The following is a 22439-nucleotide window of genomic DNA, read 5'->3' as shown; positions in this document are numbered from 1 at the left end:
CGCCCACGTGCCTGGCATGATCGCCTCATGACCATGCGGGTTCGCGCGGCCGTCATCACCATCGGCCTGGCCGTCGGCGGAGCGGTCGCGCTTCCGGTTGCGGCCGCCCACCCGTCGGACCCGGGGGTGGTGAATTACGCGGTCCTGGGCAAGGGGTCGGTCGGCAACATCGTCGGTGGGCCCATGGGCTGGGAGTCGGTGTTTACCCGACCGGTGCAGGGCGATTGGGTGGACGTTCCGGTGTGCAACAACTGGGCCGACATCGGCTTGCCCGAGGTGTATGAGGACCCCGACTTGGCGTCGTTCAACGGTGCGGTCACCCAGACTTCGGCCACCGACCAAACCCACTTCGTGAAGCAGGCCGTCGGTGTGTTTGCCACCAACGACGCCGCCGGCCGCGCCTTCCATCGGGTGGTGGATCGGACGGTGGGCTGCTCGGGCCAGACCACCCCGATGCACCTGGACAACGGCGTCACACAGGTGTGGTCGTTCGATGGCGGGCCGCCCGACGCCGCCGACGCGAACTGGACCAAGCAAGAGGCCGGTACCGATCGGCGGTGCTTCAATCAAACCAGGCTGCGTGAAAATGTGTTGTTGCAGGCCAAGGTCTGCCAATCTGGCAACGCCGGGCCGGCGGTCAACGTGCTGGCTGGGGCGATGCAGAACGCGCTGGGTCAGTGAGCCGGGTTCGGGGACCGGGTCGGGCATGCTTGGAATTGGGCGCGAACGGGAATATGTCGGAGCCATCTGTTAGATGAAGTAGTGGCGGTTACCGTTCCGTCGACTGTGTCGGGAAGCGGTCCGTAGGCGCATGTTCGAGCTTGCTCAGGCCCGGAGGGATAGTGATATGACGTTTGCCGCTATCACTACCGCCGGCTCCGAGCTGGCCAGTCCCGAGATGGCCGATTCCAAGACCGCCGCGCGCTACATCGCAGACGGTTGCATGGTGGACGCCCCGCTGGGGCGTGTGGGTCTGGAACTGGAAGCCCACTGCCACGACCCGGCCGACCCGCATCGCAGGCCCGGTTGGCAGGAGATCGCCGACGTTCTGGGGCACTTGCCCGAGCTGCCGGGAGGCAGCCGGGTCACGGTGGAACCCGGCGGTGCGGTGGAGTTGTCCGGCCCGCCCGCCGAAGGGGTGGCGGCCGCCATCGACGCGATGCGGCGCGACCAGGCCGTGCTGCGGTCGGCGTTCGTCGATGGCGGGCTGGGCCTGGTGTTCCTCGGGGCGGATCCGCTGCGGCCGCCCAAGCGCATCAACCCGGGTGCGCGTTACCGCGCCATGGAGCAGTTCTTCGCGACCAGCCGCTCGGGTGAGGCAGGCGCGGCGATGATGACGTCCACCGCGTCCATTCAGGTCAACCTGGACGCGGGCCCGCGGGCCGGCTGGGCGGAACGGGTGCGGCTGGCGCACGCACTCGGGCCCACCATGATCGCGATGGCGGCGAACTCCCCGATGCTGCGCGGCGAGTTCACCGGGTGGGCCTCCACCCGGCAGTGGGTGTGGGGCCAGATGGACTCGGCGCGGTGCGGACCCATCCTGGGCGCCAGCGGCGACGACCCGGGCACCGACTGGGCGCGCTATGCGCTCAAGGCGCCGGTGATGCTGGTGCACGCCCCGGACGCCACCGCGGTCACGCATTGGGTGCCATTCGCCGACTGGGTCGACGGCCGGGTGCTGCTCGGCGGTCGCCGCCCCACCCTCGCCGACCTGGAATACCACCTGACCACGCTGTTCCCCCCAGTGCGCCCGAGGCAGTGGCTGGAAATCCGCTATCTCGACAGCGTGCCGGACGACTTCTGGCCGGCCGTTGTGTTCACTCTGGTGGCCCTGCTCGACGACCCGGTCGCGGCGGACACCGCGGCCGAAGCGGTCGAGCCGGTGGCGACCGCCTGGGACACGGCCGCCCAGGCGGGACTGCGTGACCGGCGGCTGTACGCCGCGGCCAACAAGTGCGTGGCCGTCGCCGCTCAGCTGGCGCCGCCCGAACTCGGTGATTCGATGCAGCGGCTGGTCGACGCCGTCGAGCGGGGCCGATGTCCCGGCGACGACTTCTCCGACCAGGTGATACAGCAGGGCATCGCGGCTACGGTTGCCAAGGCGGCGCGATCCTCGCAAGGGGGGCTGTGAGCTTTCCCGATGATTCCGACCCGCTGCGCGGAGTCCCCGGCAAGCGGGAGGTGCCCCCAGCGCCGCGCTTGCGGTCGTCATGCCGGGCAAGTCTTGCCGATGATCTGGCGCGGGCGCGGACGCGGACGTTGCGGCTCGTCGAGTTCGACGACGCCGAGCTGTATCGGCAGTACGACCCCCTGATGAGCCCACTGGTGTGGGACTTGGCGCACATCGGTCAGCAAGAGGAGTTCTGGCTGCTGCGCGGCGGTGACCCCGGCCGGCCCGGCATGTTGCCGGCGGCAATCGAGGGCCTCTACGACGCCTTCGTCCACTCCCGCGCGAGCCGGGTCGAGCTGCCGCTGCTGTCGCCGGACCGCGCGCGGGCGTATTGCGCCACGGTGCGGTCCGCTGCCCTTGATGCCCTCGATGCGCTGCCGGAGGAGAGTGACGACTTCGCGTTCGCGTTGGTGATCAGTCACGAAAACCAGCACGACGAAACCATGCTGCAGGCGCTGAACCTGCGCACCGGCGCTCCGCTGCTGCGCGACTCGGCGGCGCTGCCGGCCGGCCGCCCCGGGCTGGCCGGCACCTACGTGCTGGTGCCCGCCGGTCCGTTCGTGCTGGGCGTGGACGCCGCGAGCGAACCGTATTCGTTGGACAACGAGCGTCCCGCCCACGTCGTCGAGCTGCCCGCGTTCCGGATCGGCCGGGTGCCGGTCACCAACGGCGAATGGCGGCACTTCATGGAAGACGGCGGCTACCTCCAACCTCGCTGGTGGTCCGAGCGCGGCTGGGAGCATCGCCAGCGCGCGGGTCTGACAGCGCCACAGTTCTGGAGCCCCGACGCACGAACGCGCACCCGGTTCGGCCACGTCGAAGACATCCCTGCCGACGAACCGGTGCAGCACGTTTGCTACTTCGAGGCCGAGGCATACGCAGCCTGGGCCGGCGCGCGGCTGCCCACCGAGATGGAATGGGAGAAGGCCTGCGCCTGGGATCCGGGCACCGACAGTCGCCGCCGCTACCCGTGGGGAGCGCAGCCGCCCTCCGACGCCCTCGCCAACCTGGGCGGAACGTCGTTGCGTCCGGCACCAGTCGGGGCCTACCCCGCCGGCGCCTCGGCGTACGGGGCGGAACAGATGCTCGGCGACGTGTGGGAGTGGACCAGTTCGCCGCTGCGGCCCTGGCCGGGATTCCTTCCGATGATCTACGAGCGCTACTCGCAGCCGTTCTTTCTTCAGGACTACCGGGTCCTGCGCGGCGGCTCGTGGGCCGTAGAGCCCGCAATCCTGCGGCCGAGCTTCCGCAACTGGGACCACCCGATCCGGCGCCAGATCTTTTCTGGCGTCCGGTTGGCTTGGGACGTCGAGGATTTCACCTGATGTGCCGTCACCTCGGCTGGCTTGGGGCCGACGTCACCGTCTCCTCGCTGCTGCTGGACCCGCAGTACGGCCTGCGGGTGCAGTCGTATGCCCCGCGTCGGCAGAAGCACGGCCTGCTCAACGCCGACGGTTGGGGCGTCGGCTTTTTCGACGACTCTTCTGGACGGCAAGTGCCCCGCCGCTGGCGTAGCCACGCGCCACTGTGGGGCGACACGTCGTTCGACTCCGTCGCACCGGCGCTGCGCAGCCGCTGCGTGGTTGCCGCGGTCCGCTCGGCGACGGTCGGCATGCCGATCGATGTCAGCGCTACGGCGCCGTTCACCGACGGTCAATGGATGTTGTCGCACAACGGCGTGGTGGACCGCGCCGCGTTACCCATGAGTTCGCAGGCCGAATCCGTCTGCGACAGTGCACTACTCGCGGCCGCCATCTTTGAGCGGGGCCTCGACGCGCTCGGCGCGACCATCACCGAGATCGCGGCAGCCGACCCGGACGCCCGGCTGAACATATTGGCGGCAAACGGCTCTCGCCTGCTCGCCACCACCTGGGGCGACACGTTGTCCATCTTGCGCCGCGCGGACGGCATTGTTCTGGCCAGCGAGCCCTACGACAACGACCCCGGCTGGGAGGACGTGCCGGACCGCCACCTCGTCGAGGTCACCGCGACGGGCGTCGCGCTGACCCCGCTGGATCACTCGGAAGGTTATCGATGACGCTGACTTTGTCCAACCACCTGGCCGCCGACTCTGCGGATCAGGCGCTGCGCCGAGATGTGTTCGACGGCCTGCAGCGGACGCCGAAGTCATTGCCGCCCAAGTGGTTCTACGATTCGCTGGGCAGCCACCTTTTCGATCAGATCACCCGGTTGCCCGAGTACTACCCGACCCGCGCGGAGGCCGAGATCCTGCGCGCGCGGTCGGCCGAGGTTGCGGCGGCCAGCGAGGCCGACACCCTGGTGGAGTTGGGCAGCGGGACGTCGGAGAAGACCCGGCTGCTGCTCGACGCGCTGCGTGAACGCGGATCGTTGCGCAGATTCGTCCCCTTCGACGTCGACGCAGGCATACTGTCGACGGCCGCGGCGGCGATTCAGCAGGAATATGCCGGCGTCGAAATCAACGCCGTATGCGGCGATTTCGAGGAACACCTGACCGAGATCCCAACCGGCGGGCGGCGCCTGTTCGTGTTCCTGGGGTCGACGATCGGCAACCTGACGCCCGGACCGCGCACGGCGTTCCTGTCGAGCCTGTCCGCCCAGATGCGCCCGGGCGACAGCCTGCTGCTGGGCACGGACCTGATCAAGGACACCGGCCGGCTGGTGCGCGCCTACGACGACTCGACCGGGGTGACCGCGGCGTTCAATCGCAATGTGCTGGCGGTGATCAACCGGCAACTCGACGCCGATTTCGACGTCGAGGCCTTCGAGCACGTGGCCCGCTGGAACGCCGACGAGGAACGCATCGAAATGTGGTTGCGCGCCAGCCGTGCCCAGCGGGTCCGCGTCGACGCGCTCGACCTGACCGTCGATTTCGCGGCCGACGAGGAGATGCTCACCGAGGTGTCGTGCAAGTTCCGCCCCGACGGGGTGAGCGCCGAATTGGCCCGCGTGGGACTGCGCCGCACCCGGTTCTGGACGGACGCCGCGGGTGATTTCGGGTTGTCGTTGGCCGTCAAGTGACGGCCGGCGGTTCGCTTGCGGACCGCTGGCGGGCGGCCCGCCCGCCCGTGGCCGGGCTGCACCTGGACAGTGCGGCGTGTTCGCGGCAGAGCCTTACGGTGATCGAGGCCGCCGCCCTGCACGCGCGCAACGAGTCCGAAATCGGCGGTTATGTCGCGGCCGAGGCGGCCGCACCCGCGCTGGACGCCGGGCGGGTGGCGTTCGCCGCACTGGCCGGCGTGCCCGACGCCGAGGTGGTGTTCACCACCGGTTCCCTGAACGCGCTGGATCTGCTGCTCGGCGGCTGGCCCGCCGACCGCCGCACGCTGGCGTGCCTGCCCGGTGAATACGGCCCCAATTTGGCGCTCTTCGCCGCCCACGGCTTCGACCGTCAGTTGCTGCCGACGCTCGACGATGGGCGGGTCGCGCTCGACGACGCGGCGCTGGCGCTCGAGGCCGACCCGCCCGATCTGGTCCACCTCACGGCGGTCGGCAGCCACAGCGGTGTGGTGCAACCGCTGTCGATGATCGCGCAACTCTGCCGCGAGTTGGGCCTGCCGCTCGTCGTCGACGCCGCCCAGGCGCTGGGCCAGGTGGACTGCGCGGTCGGCGCCGACGTGACGTATGCGTCGTCGCGCAAGTGGATCGCGGGGCCGCGCGGTGTCGGCGCGCTCGCGGTGCGACGCGAGTTGATGGAGGGCCTGCGTCCGCGTCTGGCGCCGCCGGACTCGCTCGCGGGCTCGTGCACTGTCGCCCAGCAACTCGAATTCGGCGAAGCCAATGTCGCAGCGCGCGTGGGCTTTTCGCTGGCGTTGGGGGAGCACTTGGCGTACGGGCCACGGGCCGTGCGCGCGCGGCTGGCCGAGTTGGGCGCCACCAGCCGCCGGGTGCTGGCCGACGTGGCCGGTTGGGCGGTGGTCGAGGAGGTCGACGAGCCCAGCGCCATCACCACCCTTGCCCCGGTCGACGGCGCCGATGCCCAAGCGGTGCGGGCGTGGCTGCTCGCCGAGCGGCGGATCCTGACCACCTTCGTCGGCGTGCAGCGGGCTCCCCTGCGGCTGGCCGGTCCGGTGCTGCGCATCTCGCCGCATGTCGACACCACGGCCGAGGACCTGCAGACCTTCGCCGAGGCGCTGATCGCCGCGACGGCGGCGACGTCTTAGCCCGCTTTGTGCGCCGTCAGCAGGTAGGCCGGCATCTTCATCCGGCCTTTGTCATCGCGATCGTGCGGCGGAAATTCGAAGGGCGCGTTGGGGATTTCGACGACGTTGGACAGGATGAAGGCCGGCCGGATCTCGTCGACTTCCCAGTACTTGCTCACCGCGGCGCGCAGTTCGTCCTCGTCGACCTCGTTGGGCTTCGGTTCCATCTCGGCTGGGAAGGCGCCCTTGGCGAACACCAGCACGAACAGGGTGGCGCCCGGCGCCGCCGCGCGGTGGATGGAGCTCAGGTAGCCGTCGCGGCCCTCGACCGGCAGCGAGTGAAACAGCGTGGAATCGACGACGGTGGAAAACCGGCCGTCATAACCACTGAACGACGTGATGTCGGCCTGCACGAAGCTGGCCGTGGTCAAGCCGCGCTCCTGGGCCGCCTTGGTGGCCGCCGCGACGGCCGTCGGCGTGAGGTCGACACCGACAACCGTGTAGCCCTGGGCTGCCAGCGCCAACGACAGTTCGGCGACCCCGCAGCCGGCGTCGAGCACATCGCTGCGGAATTTCCCGGCCGCGCCCAGTGCGGCCAGTTCGGGTTGCGGCTCACCGATATTCCACGGCGGCGGACCCTCGAAGTGCGCCCGTTCGCGGTATGCGCTGTCCCAGTCCATAACGTGATCGCCCGTCATGGTTTTCAACGTACCCGCGGTCAGGACTCCCAGGTGTGCACCGGCTCGTTGGCGTGCATGTGCTCGCAGTACCGGCGCAGCATCTCTGCCAGCGCAGCCGGCCGGGTCATCCCGCCGTCTTCCAGAGCGCGGACGGTGGATACCTGCCAGCTGGCGCCGTTGCGGCCCGATCTGGCGCGGCCCTCGATGACGCCGAGGAAGCGGTCCCGCACCTCGGCGTCCATTCCCCACCGGCGCAGTCCCTCGTCGGCGATCGGCAGCAACGTATCCAGCACCAACGCGGTCGCCGTCACAGGGCCCCGACCCGGCCAATGCAGCCGGGCATCGATGCCGTGTCGCGCCGCCTCGAGGAAATTCCCTTGTGCCGCAGCGAAATCCATCTGAGACCACAGGGGATGGTCGTCTTCGGAGAGGGTGCGCAGCACGCCGTAGAAGAAGGCCGAATTGGCCAGCATGTCCACGACGGTCGGCCCGGCCGGCAGTACCCGGTTCTCCAGCCGCAGGTGCGGGCGCCCGTCGACCACGTCATAGACCGGACGGTTCCACCGGTACACCGTGCCGCTGTGCAGCCGCAGTTCGGACAGTTGCGGTGCGCGCCCGGCGGCCAGCTCGGCGGCCGGATCCTCGTCGGACACCTCGGGCAGCAGGGACGGGAAGTAGCGGAGGTTCTCTTGATACAAGTCGAGCACCGAGCTGATCCACCCTTCGCCGAACCACACCCGCGGCCGCACGCCCTGGGACTTGAGCTCCTCCGGCCGGGTGTCGGTGGACTGGGTGAACAGCTCGATGCGGGTCTCGGCCCACAACTGGTGACCGAAGAAGTACGGCGAGTTGGCGCCCAACGCCAGCTGCGGGCCCGCCACCACCTGGGCCGCATTCCAGTTGGCGGCGAACGTTTCCGGGGCCACCTGCAGATGCAATTGGATGCTGGTGCAGGCGGATTCGGGCGCAATCGACACGGCCTGCCAGCTCAGCGGCTCGGGGCCGGAGATGTTGATCGGGATGTCCTCGCCGCGGGCGGTGAAGATCGAGTCATTGAGCGCCGCGTACCGCCTCGAGTCGCTCATCCAGCCGGTGGTCAGATGCTCGGGCATCAGCGTGGGCAGGATCCCGATCATCACGATGTGCGCGCCACCCACGCCGGCTTTGGTCTCCGCATCGTTCAGACTGGCCCGCACCTCGCCTTCCAGATCGAGCGCGGTGTGTCCGGGCAGGGCGTGGGGCGGCACGTTGAATTCGATGTTGTAGGCGCCCAATTCCGGCTGGAACGCCGGATCCCCGATGGCATCCAGCACGTCGCGATTCGACATCGCGGGCTGGTAATCGGCGTCGACGAGGTTGCACTCGATCTCCATGCCGGTCAGCGGCTTGGCCGAGTCAAAGCGCGACTGTTCCAGCATCGTCTCCAACACGTCCAGGCAAACCTGGAGCTTGCGCCCGTATTCCCGCCGATGTGCGCTGGTGTACGTGGTGCGCTTGACCTCTTCGCCCACACCGCCGATGGAACAGGGTTACCGGCGGTAACGCAAGCTACCCGGCCGCTTGTCGAGTTCACCCGGACGTGATGGACTCCTGACGTGTCCGCTGAGTTCGTCGCCGCCATCGACCAGGGAACCACCAGCACTCGCTGCATGATCTTCGATCATGACGGGGCCGAAGTGGCCCGCCATCAACTCGAGCACGAACAAATCCTGCCCCGCGCCGGCTGGGTCGAGCACGACCCGGTCGAAATCTGGGAGCGTACTTCGTCGGTGCTGATGTCGGTCCTGAATCGTGCCAATTTGACCGCCAAACACATTGCCGCGCTTGGTATCACAAACCAACGGGAGACCACGCTGGTGTGGAATCGGCGCACCGGGCGGCCCTACTACAACGCGATCGTCTGGCAGGACACCCGCACCGACCGCATCGCGTCGGCGCTGGAACGAGACGGCCGCGGCGACGTGATTCGCCGCAAGGCCGGCCTGCCGCCGGCGACGTATTTCTCCGGCGGCAAACTGCAGTGGATCCTAGAGAACGTCGACGGGGTGCGCGAGGCCGCCGAGAGCGGTGACGCCTTGTTCGGCACGCCGGACACCTGGGTGTTGTGGAACCTGACCGGAGGCACGCGCGGCGGCGTGCACATCACCGACGTGACCAATGCCAGCCGGACCATGCTGATGGACCTGGAAACGCTCGACTGGGACGACGAGCTGTTGTCGTTCTTCGCCATCCCGCGTGCGATGCTTCCGGCGATCGCGCCGTCGTCGTCGCCGCAACCGTATGGCGTCTCCGCGCAGGCCGGGCCGGTCGGTGGCGAGGTGCCGGTGACGGGGGTTCTCGGTGACCAGCACGCGGCGATGGTGGGCCAGGTGTGCCTGTCGGAGGGCGAGGCGAAGAACACCTACGGCACCGGAAACTTCCTGCTGCTCAACACCGGCGAGACGATCGTGCGGTCGAACAACGGCCTGTTGACCACCGTGTGCTACCAGTTCGGCGACGCGAAACCCGTTTACGCCCTTGAGGGTTCGATCGCGGTCACCGGCGCTGCGGTGCAGTGGCTGCGCGACCAGTTGGGCATCATCAGCGGCGCGGCGCAAAGCGAGTCGCTGGCGCGCCAGGTCGCCGACAACGGCGGAGTGTATTTCGTCCCGGCCTTTTCCGGGCTGTTCGCGCCCTATTGGCGATCCGACGCGCGCGGCGCGATTGTCGGGCTGTCGCGGTTCAACACCAACGCGCACCTGGCCCGCGCGACGCTGGAGGCGATCTGCTATCAGAGCCGCGACGTGGTGGATGCCATGGCGGCGGATTCCGGTGTGCGCCTTGAGGTATTGAAGGTCGACGGCGGTGTCACCGGCAACGACCTGTGCATGCAGATTCAGGCCGATGTGCTCGGCGTCGACGTGGTGCGTCCGGTGGTCGCCGAGACGACCGCGCTGGGCGCGGCCTACGCGGCGGGGTTGGCGCTGGGGTTCTGGGCCGATCCGTCCGACCTGCGGGCGAACTGGCACGAGGACAAGCGCTGGGCGCCGGCCTGGACCGACGAGCAGCGCGCCGCCGGGTACGCGGGTTGGCGTAAGGCCGTGCAGCGGACCCTGGATTGGGTGGACGTCACCTGATCCAGGGTCCGCTGGGTCTGTCGGGGCTCAGTCTTCGCCGAGGATGCCGTAGACCTCGCGCCGCGCGTTGTTGAGGATTTCGACGATGCGCTGCTGCTGCTCGGCGGTGGCGGTGTGCGCGGACTGCGCGACCGCGCCGAACAGCTGGCCGATGGCCGCCCGCAGGTTCATGTGACCCGGGTCGGCGCCTTCGGCGATCTCGTCCCACGGCGGTGTCTCGACCTTTTCCGCCGCCGCGCGACCCTCGTCGGTCAGCTCGAAGAGCTTCTTGCTGCCCTCGCTTTCGCTGGCGGTGATCAGGCCCTCGTCGGTCAACAGCTGCAGCGTCGGATAGACCGAACCGGGGCTGGGCTTCCAGAGCCCCTTGCTGCGTTCGGCGATCTGCTGGATCATCTCGTAGCCGTGCATGGGGCGCTCGGCCAGCAGCGCCAGGATGGCCGCGCGGACGTCGCCGCGTCTTCCGCGGCCCGGGCCGCCACGGCGCCATCCGCCGCGTCGGCCGCCCGGCCCGAAGCCGAAACCGGGACCGAAGCCGGGGCCGAAACCCGGGCCGAATCCGGGACCAAATCCGGGCCCGAAGCCCGGGCCGTCGTGGTCGGGGCCGTGCTCGCGGAGGTGTTCGAAGAACTCTTGGCGAGCGCGCCGGCGGGCGCCGTGCGGGGCGCGCCGATGTGTGTCGGGACCGAAGCCGAAACCGGGGCCGCCTGCGAACGGGCCGCCCGTGGGGGGGAAGGGGTTGTACATGTCTGTTCCTTACGTCTGAAGGGGAAGCGCACCGTGCGCTTCGAAGTATCACGATATATCGGAAAGTATCGCGATGCAACGGGCGACCCTATGTTGTGCTTCAACGCAGCCGTTAAGACGCATGACCTGCGGTGTTGGGCCGGCGGGTCGGTTCGTTGGGACGCGCCGGCCCGTTTGCACTCGCCGGGCGGCGGGTAGGAACTTTGGGATGAACGCCGACAACTCCGACCTTTCGGTGGGCAGCGGGACCTCGACCGCGGCCGGCCCCGCGCAGGGCGGCACCGGTGGTGGGCGCAACGTGTGGCCGTGGGTCAACTGGGCCCTGGCGCTGGCCACGGTGCCCGCCGCCGCCATCGTCATGCTCTTCGCGCTCGGCGCGGTGATGAGTACCGACGGCTGCAGCGACCGCAGTTGCCCCAACCTCGGCCACGGCGGCATCAGTTTCGGGGTCGCGTTCTACGGCGCGCCCGCGGTTGCGGTGGTCGTAATCGTCATCTCCCTGTTCACCGCGAAACGCCGCGGCGGCATCGCCGTCCCGCTGTGCGGCTGGGCGCTGTTGATCGCCGACGTCGCCCTGATGGCGGCGAGCGTCTCCGGTTAACCGGGCGGCGCGAAACCGCCCGGCGCGGGATGCGGCGGCCCCTGCTGGGGTGCACCCGGGTCCGGCCATGGGACCGTCTGCTGTGGTGGCGGGGCCGGCCAGGCCGGCCACGGCGCCGCGCCCGGCGGCGGCATGGCGGGTCGAAGTCGCGCCAGTTCGCGGCGGTGCCGTTCGGCGAGCACGGCCGCCAGCACCAGTTCCGGCGGGGCGCCCGGCGGGGGCGGCGGGGCGATGCGGGACACCACATCACCGGCGATGCGATAGGCCATCTGCAGTCGTAATTGGCGATCGAGTTGTGTTGCCCGCGAGAGGAATTGGCGTGCGACCTCGGCCTGACCGGGGGACAGGCCGGAAAGTTGCAGGGACGAGGCCCACCAGGCCAGTGAAGGCGGCATCACGGGCGGGGGGCCGAGGCGGGGACCGCGTTCGTTCACGACGACGGTGCCGGCGAAGATGTCGCCGACTCGCTTGGCCTTCGGCGACAGGATGCTGCAGATGACCGCGGGACTGCCGAACAGCATCCAAATCTCGACCACCGCCGCGAGGGCCCGAAAGAGGGCCTGCCGGAAGCGTTCTGGCCCGCCGTCGTCGGACACCACCCGAAGCCCCATTGCGATCTTGCCCACCGAGCGTCCGCGCGTCGCCGTTTCGAGCACCACCGGATAGCCGACGATCACCACCACGGTGAAGATGAGCAGGATGGCGGTGCTCAGCGCGGTGTCGAACTGGGTCAGTGTGGCGGCCCACAACATCAGCCCCAGGAGATAGCAGACGACGATCACGGCGATATCGATCAGTGCGCCCACGGCCCGCACCGGCAACTGGGCGATCTGCACGTCGAGCACGACGGCGTCGCCGGTCACCACCTCCGACATAACACCGAACGGTACAGGGCGATTAGGCTGCGCAGGGTGGACGTCGACGCATTCGTGCTGGCCCATCGCGGTACGTGGGACCGCCTCGACCGGCTGGTCGCAAGGCGTCGCTCACTGACCGGCGCCGAGGTCGACGAGCTCGTCGAGCTCTACCAACGGGTGTCCACCCACCTGTCGATGCTGCGCTCGGCCTCGTCGGACTCGCTGTTGATCGGTCGGCTCTCGAGCCTCGTCGCGCGCGCCCGTTCCGTGGTGACCGGCGCCCACGCGCCGTTGAGCGGTACGTTCGCCCGGTTCTGGACGGTGTCTTTCCCGGTGGTCGCGTACCGGTCGTGGCGGTGGTGGCTGGGCACCGCGGTGGCGTTCTTCGCCGTGGTGTTCATGATGGCGTTCTGGGTGGCCGCCAATCCCGAGGTGCAATCTGCCGCCGGAACACCAAGCGACATCGAACAATTGGTGAACCACGACGTCGCCTCCTACTACAGCGAACATCCCGCCGCCGCGTTCGCCCTGCAGATCTGGGTGAACAACTCCTGGGTCGCCGCGCAGTGCATCGCGTTGTCCGTACTGCTGGGGCTGCCGATCCCCATCGTGCTGTTCCAGAACGCGGCCAACCTGGGACTGATCTCCGGGCTGATGTTCCAGGCGGGCAAGGGCGGTGTGCTGCTCGGGCTGCTGATTCCGCACGGGCTGCTGGAGCTGACGGCGGTGTTCCTGGCGGGGGCGGCGGGGATGCGGCTGGGGTGGTCGGTGATTTCGCCCGGCGACCGGCCACGCGGGCAAGTGCTCGCCGAACAGGGTCGCGCCGTCGTGTCGGTCGCGATCGGTCTGGTGGGTGTGCTGCTGGTCTCGGGGTTGATCGAGGCGCTGGTGACACCATCGCCGCTGCCGACCGTCGTACGGGTCGGCATCGGGATCATCGCCGAGGCGGCGTTCCTGACCTACATCGTGTATTTCGGTCGCCGCGCGGCAAAGGCCGGGGAGACCGGCGACATCGAAGACGCGCCCGACGTGGTTCCGACGAGCTGAGCGCTCGTCGCCGGGCTCTATCCGATTGCCCGGCTTCTTCTCACGCCGCTGCGGGGCGTGCATCGTCGCCGGGCTACAGCCGATTGGCCCGGCTTCTTCTCACGCCGCTGCGCGGCGTGCATCGTCGCCGGGCTACAGCCGATTGGCCCGGCTTCTTCTCACGCCGCTGCGCGGCGTGCATCGTCGCCGGGCTACAGCCGATTGGCCCGGCTTCTTCTCACGCCGCTGCGCGGCGTGCATCGTCGCCGGGCTACAGCCGACCGGTGGCCTTCATCGCCAGGTAGTGGTCGGCCAGGGCGGGGGCCAGTTCGGTGGGCGGGGCATCGACGACCTCCACCCCGCTGCGGCGCAGGCGAGTGGCGATCGCGCGGCGGTCGTTGCGTGATCGTTCGGCGGCCGCCGCGTCGTAGACGGCGGCCGGGTCGGAACGCCCGGCGGCCAGTTGGTCGACTCGAGGGTCGGCGACTGCGGCCACCATCAGGTGGTGTCGGGCCGACAACTGGGGCAGCACCGGCAGCAAGCCCTCGTCGAGCGCGGTCGCGTTGAGGTCGGTCAGCAGCACCACCAGCGATCGTCGGCGGGCCCGCCGCGCAATGGCGGAAACCATTGCGGTCCAATCCGGTTCGAGCAGCGCGGGTTGCAGGGGGGCCATCGCCTCGACCAGGTGGGCGAGCAGCTCGGTGCGCGACGCGCCGAAGACGCCGGCCCGGCTGACCCGGTCGTGCGCGAGGAAGTCGACGTGATCGCCGGCCCGCGACGCGAGCGCCGCCAGCAGCAGCGCGGCATCCATCGACCAGTCCAGCCGGGGCCACCCCGCGGGATCGGCGGCCGTCGGATCGACACCCACCCGGCCCGCCGAGGTGCGCCCGGTGTCGAGCACGATCACCACCCGCCGGTCGCGTTCGGGGCGCCAGGTGCGGACGACGACGTCGGCGCGACGCGCGGTGGCGCGCCAGTCGATCGACCGCACGTCGTCACCGACGACATACTCGCGCAGCGAGTCGAATTCGGTTCCCTGGCCGCGGATCAGCGTCGGCAGCAGCCCGTCGATCTCGCGGAGCTTGGCCAGCCGCGCCGGCAGGTGCTTGCGGGACAGGAACGGCGGCAGCACCCGCAGCAGGCCCGGCACCGCCTGCGACCCTTGCCGCCCCGCCAGCCCCAGCGGCCCGATGGACCGGGCGGTGACCACTGCGGCGCGCTGCTCGCCGCGGCGGACCGGCCGCAGCTGGGACTGGATGTGCTGATGCTGCCCGGCGGGGATGTTCACGGGATGGATGCGCGGTCGCGCGCCGGCGCTGGGCGGCCAGGCGTCGCGAACCTGGCCGCGAAACCGCCGCCGGCCGTCGTTGTGGATCAGCAGCCCGACGTCCACCTGCTGTGCGAGCCGGGCGGAGCGATCCGGCGAGCGGATGTAACGCAACCTGCGGGTGCTGGCCGCCAACCCGATGTCCACGGCCACCACGGCCGCCAGCGTGACCGCCAGCACGGCGAAAGTCCTTGCCGGCCAGGGTGACAACGCAATGGGCAGGACGCACATCAGCGCGACCAGCCCGGCGCGTCCGGTCAGGACCACTAGCGGGGCACCGGAACCGAGGCCAAGATCCCGTCGAGCACACCGTCGGGTGTGGCCCCTTCGAGCTCGGCCTCGGGGCGCAGCATCACCCGGTGCCGCAGCGTCGGGCGGGCCATGGCCTTCACGTCGTCGGGGGTGACGTAGTTGCGGCCGGAAAGCCAGGCCCAGGAACGCGCCGTGGCCAGCAGCGCGGTGGCCCCGCGCGGCGAGACGCCCAGCTGCAACGCGGGCGAGGAGCGGGTGGCCCCGACGGTGTCGACGATGTATCCCAGGATCTCGTCGGCGACTAGCACGTGGCGCACGGCGTCGCGCCCGGCCGCCAGTTCGGCGGGCCCGGCCACCGGTTTGATCGCCGACAGATCGCGGGGATCGAAGCCATGTGCGTGCCGGGCGAGGATGGCGATCTCCGAATCCCGCGGCGGCAGAGTCACATTCAGCTTGAGCAAGAATCGATCCAGCTGCGCTTCGGGCAGCTGGTAAGTGCCCTCGTATTCGACGGGGTTCTGGGTCGCGGCGACGATGAACGGATCGGGCAGCGGCTGGGCGACGCCTTCCACGCTGACTTGGCGCTCCTCCATCGCCTCGAGCAGCGCGGCCTGGGTTTTCGGCGGGGTCCGGTTGATCTCGTCGGCCAGCAGCAGGTTGGTGAACACCGGGCCGGGCCGGAACTCGAAAGCGGCTGTGCGCGCGTCGTATACCAGCGATCCCGTCACGTCGCCGGGCATCAGGTCGGGGGTGAACTGCACCCGCTTGAACTCCAGTTGCAGCGCGGCCGCGAGTGCGCGCACCAGCAGCGTCTTCGCCACTCCCGGAACGCCTTCCAGCAGCACGTGGCCACGGCACAGCAGCGCGATCACCAGGCCGCTGACCACCCCCTCCTGACCGACGACGGCCTTGCCGAGCTCGGTACGCAACGCCAGCAGCGCCTCTCGCGCCGATTCAGCGGTGGGGGTCGAGGCGGTAGATGGTTGCGTCACGTCCGTGTGACCTGCCTTTCGATGTCGTCGAGCGCACGGGCAAGTTGTAGCAAGTCGTGGTCGGTCGCCGGGGGCGGGCCGAACAGCTGGTAGGAGACGAATGCCGGGTCGGCCCCGCTTCGCCCGGCCACCGCGGCCGCCACCGCCGGTGGTGACGCCCCGATGCTCAGACCCAGCCGGGGCACCAGCCGCTGCAGCGTGGCGGTGCGCAGTGCCGCGGCGGCGCGGTCGCGCGCCTGGCGGGAACGGTACAGGCGGCCGCGGCCCTCCACGGTTTCCGAAGCGCGCACCACTACGGGCAGCTCCTCGGCGATCAGCGGGCCGGGTCGACGGCCCCGCCACAGGGCGACCAGCAGCACAACCAGGCAGAGCTGCCAGACGATCCATGTCACGTTCTGCGGGATCAGGTCGCCAACCGAGCCGGGCGGCGGTGATTCGCCCTCGATGCGGTGGGGCGCGTACCAGATCAGCCGCGGCCGGGCGCCCGCCAGGTTCATCGCCAGGGCGGCGTTGCCTGCCTGCAGCAGAGCACCGTTGGTCAGGAAGTCGGTGCTGCCCACCGCCGTGGTCGTCCGCCCGCCGTCGCGGAAGCGAATCAACGCACCGTGGTAGCAACGGGTCATCGCCCGACCGTCGGTGGCGCGGTAGGTGTCGCTGGGCCCGAATCGCACCGGACCGGCCCGAGTGGCCTCGCGCAGCGTGCAGTCTGGATCGGTATCGAAGGTGCCGGCCGCCGAGACGCGCAGGCCGGGCAGCAATGCTTCGCGGGTCCGCGCCGTCGGCTCCACCAGCAGCAGATCGCCGGGCGCCTTCGCCAGCCGGTCCAGCAGCGGGGCGGTCAGGTATTGGCTCTGCGCCACCAGGATCAGCGCGTCGGGCCGCGCCGCCCGTTCCACCTCGGCGATGCCGTCGGCGACCACCACGTCGACGCCGCCGCCGCGCAGGAGTGCCACCAGCGCGTGCGCGCCGTCGGGAGCCGTCGATGCCGGATCCATGCGGGCGCCGGGGCGCGGCGCGGTCAGATAGGCATCGACGCCGGCGATGGCGGCGAGCACGACCAGGGTGAGGATGACCCAGCGCCAGGACCGCCAACGCTCCATCGGCGTCGGGCCGGCGGCTTCGGGACGCCCGATGGTCGCCATCACCGCACCTGCGCCCACGAGTCGGTGGCGGCGGACTGCGCCGGCCCGGCGGGCACGGCCGCCGAGCGGGACCGCAGGTGGTCGTCGAGGTCGGCGATCATCCGATACGCGCCCTGGGTTCCGGGTTGTTCGCCGTAGGTGACGTCGTTGAAAGCTGTTGCGGCTTGGGATAATTCACCGGCCAGATGGGGCAATGCGGCGCCGGCGTCGGAGGCCAGCTCGTTGGCGGTACGGCCGGGTGCCGGGTTCAGCACGCCGGTCTCCTCGAGCTGACGGGCGACGGCCCGTAGTCGATGACGAATCGCGGCGGCCCACTCACCTTGCGCCGCGTAGTTTTCGGCGGTCGCGCGATGCTGGGCCGCGGTGAGCTGTGCGGCTTCGAACAACTGGTAGTCGGCACCCCGCCTGGTGCGCATGGTGCGCCGCGCGATGTGGACGGCGACCGCCAGCGCGATCCCCAGCATGATGAAAAGTACCGTCGCCGTGAGCCATCCGCCTGGCAGCGAGGCCGTCTTCTGCAGTAGTCGGTAGATCGTCTCGTTGAGCCATTCGGCTATTTGCTGCTCGGCCGAGCCTTTGGAGTAGATCGGTTTGTTCAGCTCGTCCTGGGCGGCCTGGTGCGCGGCATCGCGGTCGATGTCGATGGAGGGCACTGTCTCACTCGTCCTCAGGCCGGCCGTGTCAGCCAGAGGTTATCGGTGGAGCCGGCCGCGTACGGTCCGCCGGCGGCACCGGTCTGCAGGACCAGATCGAAGGCCTCGGCGCGCATCCGGCGATCGGTGTACAGCAGCGCGATGACGCCCGCGTTGAACGGGGCGGTAATGATCTCGCCGATCGCCGCGCCCACCGACGCGACCACGGTGCCGAGGAGGAAAGCCGCGGTAGACGAGGTGATCGAAAAGAACTGGCTGACGATGTTGAACGGCACGGCGACCGCGCCCCCGACGACGGATGTCACGACGAACGTCAGCAGCCGGATGCCCAGCACCCGCCAGAAGCCGCCGCGGACCAGCGCGAAGGATCGGGTGATGGCGTCGAGGACGGGTAGCCGTTCCAGCACGATCAGCACGGGTGCAAACAACACCACCGTGTACAGGAACACCAGCAACGCGATCACGGCAAGCGCGAGCGGCAAGCCCAGGATGACCGCCGCCGCGGGGTTGCCGATAGCTGCCAGGACCGCGACTATCACCGCCGCCAGTCCCGCGACAACCGCCATCACCGCGCCCTCGATCACCGCGAGACCGAACAACGGCACCAGGCGCCCACGGATCTTGGCCCACGTCTCGCCGATGGTGATCGGTGACCCGAACACCGCCCGCCCGACTATGACGGTGAGCATCCCGGACAGCAGCATGCCGCCCAGCCAGGCGACCAGCACGCCGGCGCCCATCGACGTCAACCACGCGCCGACGATCCCGGTGGTCAGCTCCTTGGCGTGGTCGGTCGTCAACCTGCCGTAGGCCGCCAACGGTCCGAAAACGGCGGCCTTGGTGACGATCTGGATGACCACCACCACGATGGCGGTCAAGCCCAGAGCCGCCTTCGGATTTGCGCGGACGTAGCCGACCGCGCCATTGAAGATGTCGCCCAGGGTCAGCGGGCGCAGCGGGATGATGCCGGGTTTGACCGCCCCCGGCACCAGTTGCGGCGGACCGTATTGCCAAGGGGGCGGCGGCCCGTACCCCGGCGGCGGCCCGTATCCCGGCGGTGGCCCGTATCCGGGTGGCGGGCCATAGCCCGACGGGGGTCCATAGCCGGGTGGGGGACCGTACGCGGGTGGCGGGCCGTATCCGGGTGGGGGGCCGTATCCCGGTGGTGGGCCGTAGCCCGGATAGCCAGGCGGCGGCGCGCTCAACGTGTTCCGCGGTGTATGCGGACGGGCCCGTCGTTCGTCATGGGCTCCATCCTGTCGGTGGTCCGGGCATTTCTCAATCATGGCCAGGCGGTCGGCGCGTAGCGTCTCTGGCATGGCCGAACTCAAATCCCGGCTGCGGGCCGACCTTACCGATGCGATGAAGAGCAAGGACAAGCTGCGCACGGCGACCCTGCGCCTACTGCTCGCCGCGATCCAAACCGAGGAAGTCTCCGGCAAACAGGCCAAAGACCTCTCCGACGACGAAGTCATCAAGGTGCTGGCGAGGGAGTCGCGCAAGCGTGCCGAATCGGCGGAGATCTACACCCAGAACGGCCGCGGGGAGCTCGCCGCCAATGAGCACGCCGAGGCGCGGATCATCGACGAATACCTGCCGACGCCGCTCACCGAGGCCGAGGTGGCCGACGTCGCGGACACCGCCATCGCCCAGGTCGCCGAGGAGATCGGCGAGCGGCCGAGCATGAAGCAGATGGGGCTGGTGATGAAGGCAGCCACCGCGATCGCGGCGGGCAAGGCCGACGGCGCCCGGTTGTCGGCGGCGGTCAAGGAGCGGCTGTAGGAACCACCACCCGGGTGCCGTCCGGGGCCCGCCTGGTGACGCGCCGGGCGTCGAGCTGCTCCAGCAACGGCACGGCGACCCGGCGGGTGGTGCCGAGCGCGCGGCGCGCCTCGCTGACCGTGAACGGCTGGGGCAGCGTCGCGAGGACGCCCGCCGCCCGGTCCAGCGCGCCGGACCCGAGCACGACGCCGTCGGCGATCCGGGTCAGCCGCCCGGCGCGCACCGCGGCGGCCAGCTCCCGGGGCCCGAGCTTGAGCTCGGCGAGTTCGTCGGACTCCGGTGCCCGAAAGGGCTCGGCGGCCAGCCACTCCTCGACGGTGCGCACCGCCTTGTCGACGCGGGCCGGCAGGGCCGCCCCCGGCGAGCGGACCAACCCGTCGACCACCGCAAGTCCGGTGCCCGCCAGCAGCGTCGGCAGTAGTTCGGCGGCGGGCAGGCCGGCGCGCTGCCGCAACGTCTCGAGCGGCATTCCCGCCGCGATGTCGTGGTCCTCGGCCCAGGCCCGCACCGCGGCGGTCGCGCACTCGCGCCGCGCGGCCCACCACCGCGGCTGCACCACCCAGTCACCCACCCGTTGCCCCGCAAGCGGTAGGCCCATCGCGCGCAGTTCGTCGGCCCGGGCGTAATCGGGCGGACGGACGCGGCCGGTTGCCAGCTCCGCGGCACGATCCCTGGCCGCGCCGCGGCGGCGCAGCGCCGGCGGCCGGACGTCGAGCACCTCGATCCCCGCCGCGATCCGGTGCTCCCCGGGATCGCGCAGCAGCCCGATGTCCGAAACCCGCAGCGGCAGGGGCTTCGCCAGCCGCAGCCGGGCCGCCGCTTCCCCCAGCCGCCGCACCTGCACGGGCACCGCCGCGGACCCGACGTGCAGCACCAGCTGGCGGTGCAGCGCGTCCGCCGAGCGCAGGGCGACGTCGATCTCCGCGGTGTCTAGCCACACGCCCGGCGTCCGAACGGTGTCGCCGCGCCCGATGTCCCGGCGGTCCACGCCCCGCAGGTTCAGCGCGACGCGCGCCACCGCGCGCACCGCCGACTCGTCGCGGCCCAGCGATTGCAGCCCGCGGACCGTGACGCGCCGGCCGGCGTGCTCCAGCTCGTCGCCCACCCGGATCGTGCCGGCCGCCAGGGTGCCGGTCACCACCGTGCCCGCGCCCCGGACGGTGAAGCTCCGGTCCACCCATAGCCGCACGTCGGCAGCCGCGTCCGGAACCGGCAGCCGGTCGGTCAGCGCCAGCAGTTCCGCGCGCACCCGCTCGAGGTCGGTGCCGATCGCGGCGGCGGCCCCGGCCAGCGAGGTTGCGGCGAACCGTTCGCGTGCCTGCTCGATCGCCGGGCCGGGATCGGCGAGGTCGGCCTTGCTGATCACCAGCAGCCCGTGGCGCACACCGAGGGCGTTCAGCGCCGTGAGGTGTTCATCGGACTGCGGCATCCAGCCCTCGGTCGCGGCGACGACGAACATGACGGCCGGGACCGGGCCCACCCCGGCGAGCATGTTGGCCACGAACCGTTCGTGGCCCGGCACGTCGACGAACGCCAGCCGTCGCCCGCCGAGCTCGGTCCACGCGAAGCCGAGGTCGATGGTCAGACCCCGGCGCCGCTCCTCGGCCAGCCGGTCCGGCCACATGCCGGTGAGCCGCTGCAGCAGGGTGGACTTGCCGTGGTCGACGTGCCCGGCGGTGGCTATGACGAACATGCGAGCACCGCCGCCGCCAGCCGCGCGTCGTCCACGGGAGCGACCGTGCGCAAGTCGAGCAGGCACCGGCCGGCCTCGAGCCGGCCGACGACCGGCGGGCTGGCGGCGCGCAGCGCGGCGGCGTAGGACTCGGGCAGGCTCACCGCGGCGCTGGGCAGCTGGACGTCCGGCGCCCCGCCGCCGCCGACGGCCGCGATGCAATCCACCACCTCGGCGTCCGGCAGCCTCGCGGCCAGCGACTCGGCGCGCGACCGCAGCTCCGCCACGTCGGCGATCAGCGCCTCGGCCACCGGGGTTGGCGGGCCCGTCAGGGTCGCTTCGAGGGCGGCGAGGGTGAGTTTGTCCACCCGCAGCGCGCGCGCCGCCGGGTGCCGGCGCAGCCGCTCGATCAGCTCGGCGTCGCCCAGCAGCAGGCCGGCCTGGGGGCCGCCGAGCAGCTTGTCGCCGCTCGCGGTGACCAGGTCGGCGCCGTCGCGCAGGGTCGACGTGGCGTCGGGCTCGTCCGGCAGCAGGGGGTGCGGGGAGAGCAGGCCGGAGCCGATGTCGACCACCAGGGGCACACCGAGTTTCGCCAACTCCGCCACGCCGACCGCCGAGGTGAACCCGGTGACATGGAAGTTGGACGGATGGACCTTCAGGATGAAACCGGTCTGCGGCCCGATCGCCCCGGCGTAGTCGCGCAGGCTGGTGCGGTTGGTGGTGCCGACCTCGCGCAGCCGGGATCCGGTGGAGGCCAGCAGCTCGGGGATGCGGAACCCGTCCCCGATCTCGACGAGCTCGCCGCGGCTGAGCACGATCTCCTTGCCCGGGGCGAGCGTCAGGGCGGTCAGCAGCAGCGCGGCGGCGTTGTTGTTGACCACGTGCACGCCGCCCGCGGTGGGCACCGCCTGCGCCAGCGCGGCCAGCGCCCCCCGGCCCCGGCGGCCGCGGCGGCCCGTCGCCAGGTCCAGCTCCACGTCCGTGGTCCCCGCCGCGGCGACCACCGCGTCGACGGCCGCCCGCGACAGCGGCGCCCGGCCCAGATTGGTGTGCACCACGACGCCGGTGGCGTTGATGACCGGCCGCAGGCTCGACGCGGTGGCCGGAAGTGCGGCGACGGCGTGCTCGGCGACGCGCTCGGGTTCGATCTCCCCCCCGCGCGCCCGCTGCTGCGCGTCGGCGATCACGGACTTCACCAGATCGCGGCCCAGCACCCGCTGGGCTTCGGCCAGGCGCGGGTCGGCGAGCAGCGTGTCGGTGCGCGGCACCCGCCGGCGCGGGTCGGTCATGTCAGGCTCGAAGAA

Annotated in this window: 21 protein-coding genes; 10 read left to right on the top strand and 11 right to left on the bottom strand. The window is 70.6% G+C overall.

All coding sequences use genetic code 11. From position 1 onward, the window contains the following. The first annotated feature begins 33 nt into the window (after window positions 1-33). The 6 genes from A5750_RS11440 to egtE all read left to right on the top strand — a co-directional run bounded on the left by A5750_RS11440 (window position 34) and on the right by egtE (window position 6312). Window positions 34-681: a sensor domain-containing protein gene (locus A5750_RS11440; RefSeq protein WP_156659669.1), complete on the top strand. Its 648-nt coding sequence runs from the start codon at window positions 34-36 to the stop codon at window positions 679-681. 166 nt (window positions 682-847) lie between these two features. Then, window positions 848-2131, top strand: coding sequence for an ergothioneine biosynthesis glutamate--cysteine ligase EgtA (gene egtA, locus A5750_RS11435; RefSeq protein WP_066955817.1), 1284 nt, complete (start codon window positions 848-850; stop codon window positions 2129-2131). A gap of 68 nt (window positions 2132-2199) precedes the next feature. Continuing rightward, window positions 2200-3495, top strand: coding sequence for an ergothioneine biosynthesis protein EgtB (gene egtB / locus A5750_RS11430; protein WP_067262893.1), 1296 nt, complete (start codon window positions 2200-2202; stop codon window positions 3493-3495). After that, entirely contained in the window at window positions 3495-4208 is a 714-nt protein-coding gene (gene egtC / locus A5750_RS11425; RefSeq protein ID WP_067262836.1) for an ergothioneine biosynthesis protein EgtC, read from the top strand. The genes egtB and egtC overlap by 1 nt, the downstream gene beginning before the upstream one ends. Next, a complete protein-coding gene (gene egtD, locus A5750_RS11420; protein WP_066955811.1) occupies window positions 4205-5170 on the top strand; it encodes an L-histidine N(alpha)-methyltransferase in 966 nt (321 codons plus the stop codon). The genes egtC and egtD overlap by 4 nt, the downstream gene beginning before the upstream one ends. Continuing rightward, window positions 5167-6312, top strand: a complete 1146-nt coding sequence (egtE, locus tag A5750_RS11415) for an ergothioneine biosynthesis PLP-dependent enzyme EgtE (RefSeq protein ID WP_067262832.1) — start codon at window positions 5167-5169, stop codon at window positions 6310-6312. Before egtD ends, egtE begins: the two co-directional genes overlap by 4 nt. Here the strand turns inward: egtE and A5750_RS11410 are convergent. Together A5750_RS11410 and A5750_RS11405 are read right to left on the bottom strand one after the other, a co-directional pair. Continuing rightward, window positions 6309-6989, bottom strand: coding sequence for a class I SAM-dependent methyltransferase (locus tag A5750_RS11410; protein ID WP_067262829.1), 681 nt, complete (start codon window positions 6987-6989; stop codon window positions 6309-6311). The genes egtE and A5750_RS11410 overlap by 4 nt on opposite strands. A 20-nt stretch (window positions 6990-7009) precedes the next feature. Next, on the bottom strand, window positions 7010-8482 hold the full coding sequence (locus A5750_RS11405; RefSeq protein WP_066955802.1) for a glutamate--cysteine ligase: 1473 nt from the start codon (window positions 8480-8482) through the stop codon (window positions 7010-7012). Window positions 8483-8566: 84 nt separating this feature from the next. Between A5750_RS11405 and glpK the strand changes: the two genes are divergently transcribed. Next, window positions 8567-10087, top strand: coding sequence for a glycerol kinase GlpK (gene glpK / locus A5750_RS11400; protein ID WP_082948014.1), 1521 nt, complete (start codon window positions 8567-8569; stop codon window positions 10085-10087). A gap of 27 nt (window positions 10088-10114) precedes the next feature. Here glpK and A5750_RS11395 read toward each other — a convergent pair whose 3' ends face one another. Beyond that, complete coding sequence (locus A5750_RS11395) at window positions 10115-10831, bottom strand: PadR family transcriptional regulator (protein WP_067262825.1); 717 nt, start codon at window positions 10829-10831, stop codon at window positions 10115-10117. A 208-nt stretch (window positions 10832-11039) separates the two neighbouring features. Here A5750_RS11395 and A5750_RS11390 point away from each other — a divergent pair, with 208 nt between their 5' ends. Further along, window positions 11040-11432, top strand: coding sequence for a hypothetical protein (locus tag A5750_RS11390; RefSeq protein WP_066955797.1), 393 nt, complete (start codon window positions 11040-11042; stop codon window positions 11430-11432). Here the strand turns inward: A5750_RS11390 and A5750_RS11385 are convergent. Continuing rightward, the gene (locus tag A5750_RS11385) at window positions 11429-12307 is read right to left on the bottom strand and encodes an RDD family protein (protein WP_066955793.1); all 879 of its coding nucleotides are present in this window, start codon (window positions 12305-12307) and stop codon (window positions 11429-11431) included. The genes A5750_RS11390 and A5750_RS11385 overlap by 4 nt on opposite strands. Before the next feature lie 36 nt (window positions 12308-12343). Here A5750_RS11385 and A5750_RS11380 point away from each other — a divergent pair, with 36 nt between their 5' ends. Next, window positions 12344-13336, top strand: a complete 993-nt coding sequence (locus tag A5750_RS11380; RefSeq protein ID WP_066955792.1) for a stage II sporulation protein M — start codon at window positions 12344-12346, stop codon at window positions 13334-13336. A 250-nt stretch (window positions 13337-13586) separates the two neighbouring features. On the opposite strand, the gene A5750_RS11375 is transcribed toward A5750_RS11380, so the two are convergent. From A5750_RS11375 to A5750_RS11355, 5 genes are read right to left on the bottom strand one after another with little or no spacing between them, the layout of a single operon-like run. Then, a complete protein-coding gene (locus A5750_RS11375) occupies window positions 13587-14909 on the bottom strand; it encodes a DUF58 domain-containing protein (RefSeq protein WP_066955789.1) in 1323 nt (440 codons plus the stop codon). Beyond that, window positions 14909-15988: an AAA family ATPase gene (locus A5750_RS11370; protein WP_369828693.1), complete on the bottom strand. Its 1080-nt coding sequence runs from the start codon at window positions 15986-15988 to the stop codon at window positions 14909-14911. The genes A5750_RS11375 and A5750_RS11370 overlap by 1 nt, the downstream gene beginning before the upstream one ends. Beyond that, window positions 15883-17028, bottom strand: coding sequence for a DUF4350 domain-containing protein (locus A5750_RS11365; protein ID WP_066956034.1), 1146 nt, complete (start codon window positions 17026-17028; stop codon window positions 15883-15885). The genes A5750_RS11370 and A5750_RS11365 overlap by 106 nt, the downstream gene beginning before the upstream one ends. Continuing rightward, window positions 17028-17681 (bottom strand): DUF4129 domain-containing protein, encoded by a 654-nt coding sequence (locus A5750_RS11360; RefSeq protein ID WP_066955782.1) that lies wholly within the window; start codon window positions 17679-17681, stop codon window positions 17028-17030. The genes A5750_RS11365 and A5750_RS11360 overlap by 1 nt, the downstream gene beginning before the upstream one ends. A 14-nt stretch (window positions 17682-17695) precedes the next feature. Continuing rightward, complete coding sequence (locus A5750_RS11355; protein WP_197505410.1) at window positions 17696-19000, bottom strand: hypothetical protein; 1305 nt, start codon at window positions 18998-19000, stop codon at window positions 17696-17698. On the opposite strand from A5750_RS11355, the gene A5750_RS11350 reads away from it, so the two are divergent. Further along, entirely contained in the window at window positions 18999-19463 is a 465-nt protein-coding gene (locus A5750_RS11350; protein WP_066955779.1) for a GatB/YqeY domain-containing protein, read from the top strand. The genes A5750_RS11355 and A5750_RS11350 overlap by 2 nt on opposite strands. Here the strand turns inward: A5750_RS11350 and A5750_RS11345 are convergent. Together A5750_RS11345 and selA are read right to left on the bottom strand one after the other, a co-directional pair. Next, entirely contained in the window at window positions 19447-21156 is a 1710-nt protein-coding gene (locus A5750_RS11345; RefSeq protein ID WP_067262821.1) for a selenocysteine-specific translation elongation factor, read from the bottom strand. The two genes, A5750_RS11350 and A5750_RS11345, sit on opposite strands and share 17 nt — an antisense overlap. Next, a complete protein-coding gene (gene selA, locus A5750_RS11340) occupies window positions 21144-22424 on the bottom strand; it encodes an L-seryl-tRNA(Sec) selenium transferase (RefSeq protein WP_067262816.1) in 1281 nt (426 codons plus the stop codon). Before selA ends, A5750_RS11345 begins: the two co-directional genes overlap by 13 nt. Between the last annotated feature and the right edge of the window lie 15 nt (window positions 22425-22439).

The organism is Mycobacterium sp. 852002-51613_SCH5001154 (genome assembly GCF_001667425.1).
Lineage (GTDB): Bacteria > Actinomycetota > Actinomycetes > Mycobacteriales > Mycobacteriaceae > Mycobacterium.
Note: the sequence above shows the minus strand (reverse complement) of the source record. Positions and strands in the feature narration are given on the sequence as shown.

What these genes read in the sequence shown, in the direction of transcription:
- A5750_RS11440 (WP_156659669.1), top strand. Translation starts at nt 34, where the DNA reads ATGCGGGTTCGCGCGGCCGTCATCACCATCGGCCTGGCCGTCGGCGGA.
- egtA (WP_066955817.1), top strand. Translation starts at nt 848, where the DNA reads ATGACGTTTGCCGCTATCACTACCGCCGGCTCCGAGCTGGCCAGTCCC.
- egtC (WP_067262836.1), top strand. Translation starts at nt 3,495, where the DNA reads ATGTGCCGTCACCTCGGCTGGCTTGGGGCCGACGTCACCGTCTCCTCG.
- egtD (WP_066955811.1), top strand. Translation starts at nt 4,205, where the DNA reads ATGACGCTGACTTTGTCCAACCACCTGGCCGCCGACTCTGCGGATCAG.
- A5750_RS11410 (WP_067262829.1), bottom strand. Translation starts at nt 6,989, where the DNA reads ATGACGGGCGATCACGTTATGGACTGGGACAGCGCATACCGCGAACGG.
- A5750_RS11395 (WP_067262825.1), bottom strand. Translation starts at nt 10,831, where the DNA reads ATGTACAACCCCTTCCCCCCCACGGGCGGCCCGTTCGCAGGCGGCCCC.
- A5750_RS11390 (WP_066955797.1), top strand. Translation starts at nt 11,040, where the DNA reads ATGAACGCCGACAACTCCGACCTTTCGGTGGGCAGCGGGACCTCGACC.
- A5750_RS11385 (WP_066955793.1), bottom strand. Translation starts at nt 12,307, where the DNA reads ATGTCGGAGGTGGTGACCGGCGACGCCGTCGTGCTCGACGTGCAGATC.
- A5750_RS11365 (WP_066956034.1), bottom strand. Translation starts at nt 17,028, where the DNA reads ATGGCGACCATCGGGCGTCCCGAAGCCGCCGGCCCGACGCCGATGGAG.
- A5750_RS11350 (WP_066955779.1), top strand. Translation starts at nt 18,999, where the DNA reads ATGGCCGAACTCAAATCCCGGCTGCGGGCCGACCTTACCGATGCGATG.
- A5750_RS11355 (WP_197505410.1), bottom strand. Translation starts at nt 19,000, where the DNA reads ATGCCAGAGACGCTACGCGCCGACCGCCTGGCCATGATTGAGAAATGC.
- A5750_RS11345 (WP_067262821.1), bottom strand. Translation starts at nt 21,156, where the DNA reads ATGTTCGTCATAGCCACCGCCGGGCACGTCGACCACGGCAAGTCCACC.
- selA (WP_067262816.1), bottom strand. Translation starts at nt 22,424, where the DNA reads ATGACCGACCCGCGCCGGCGGGTGCCGCGCACCGACACGCTGCTCGCC.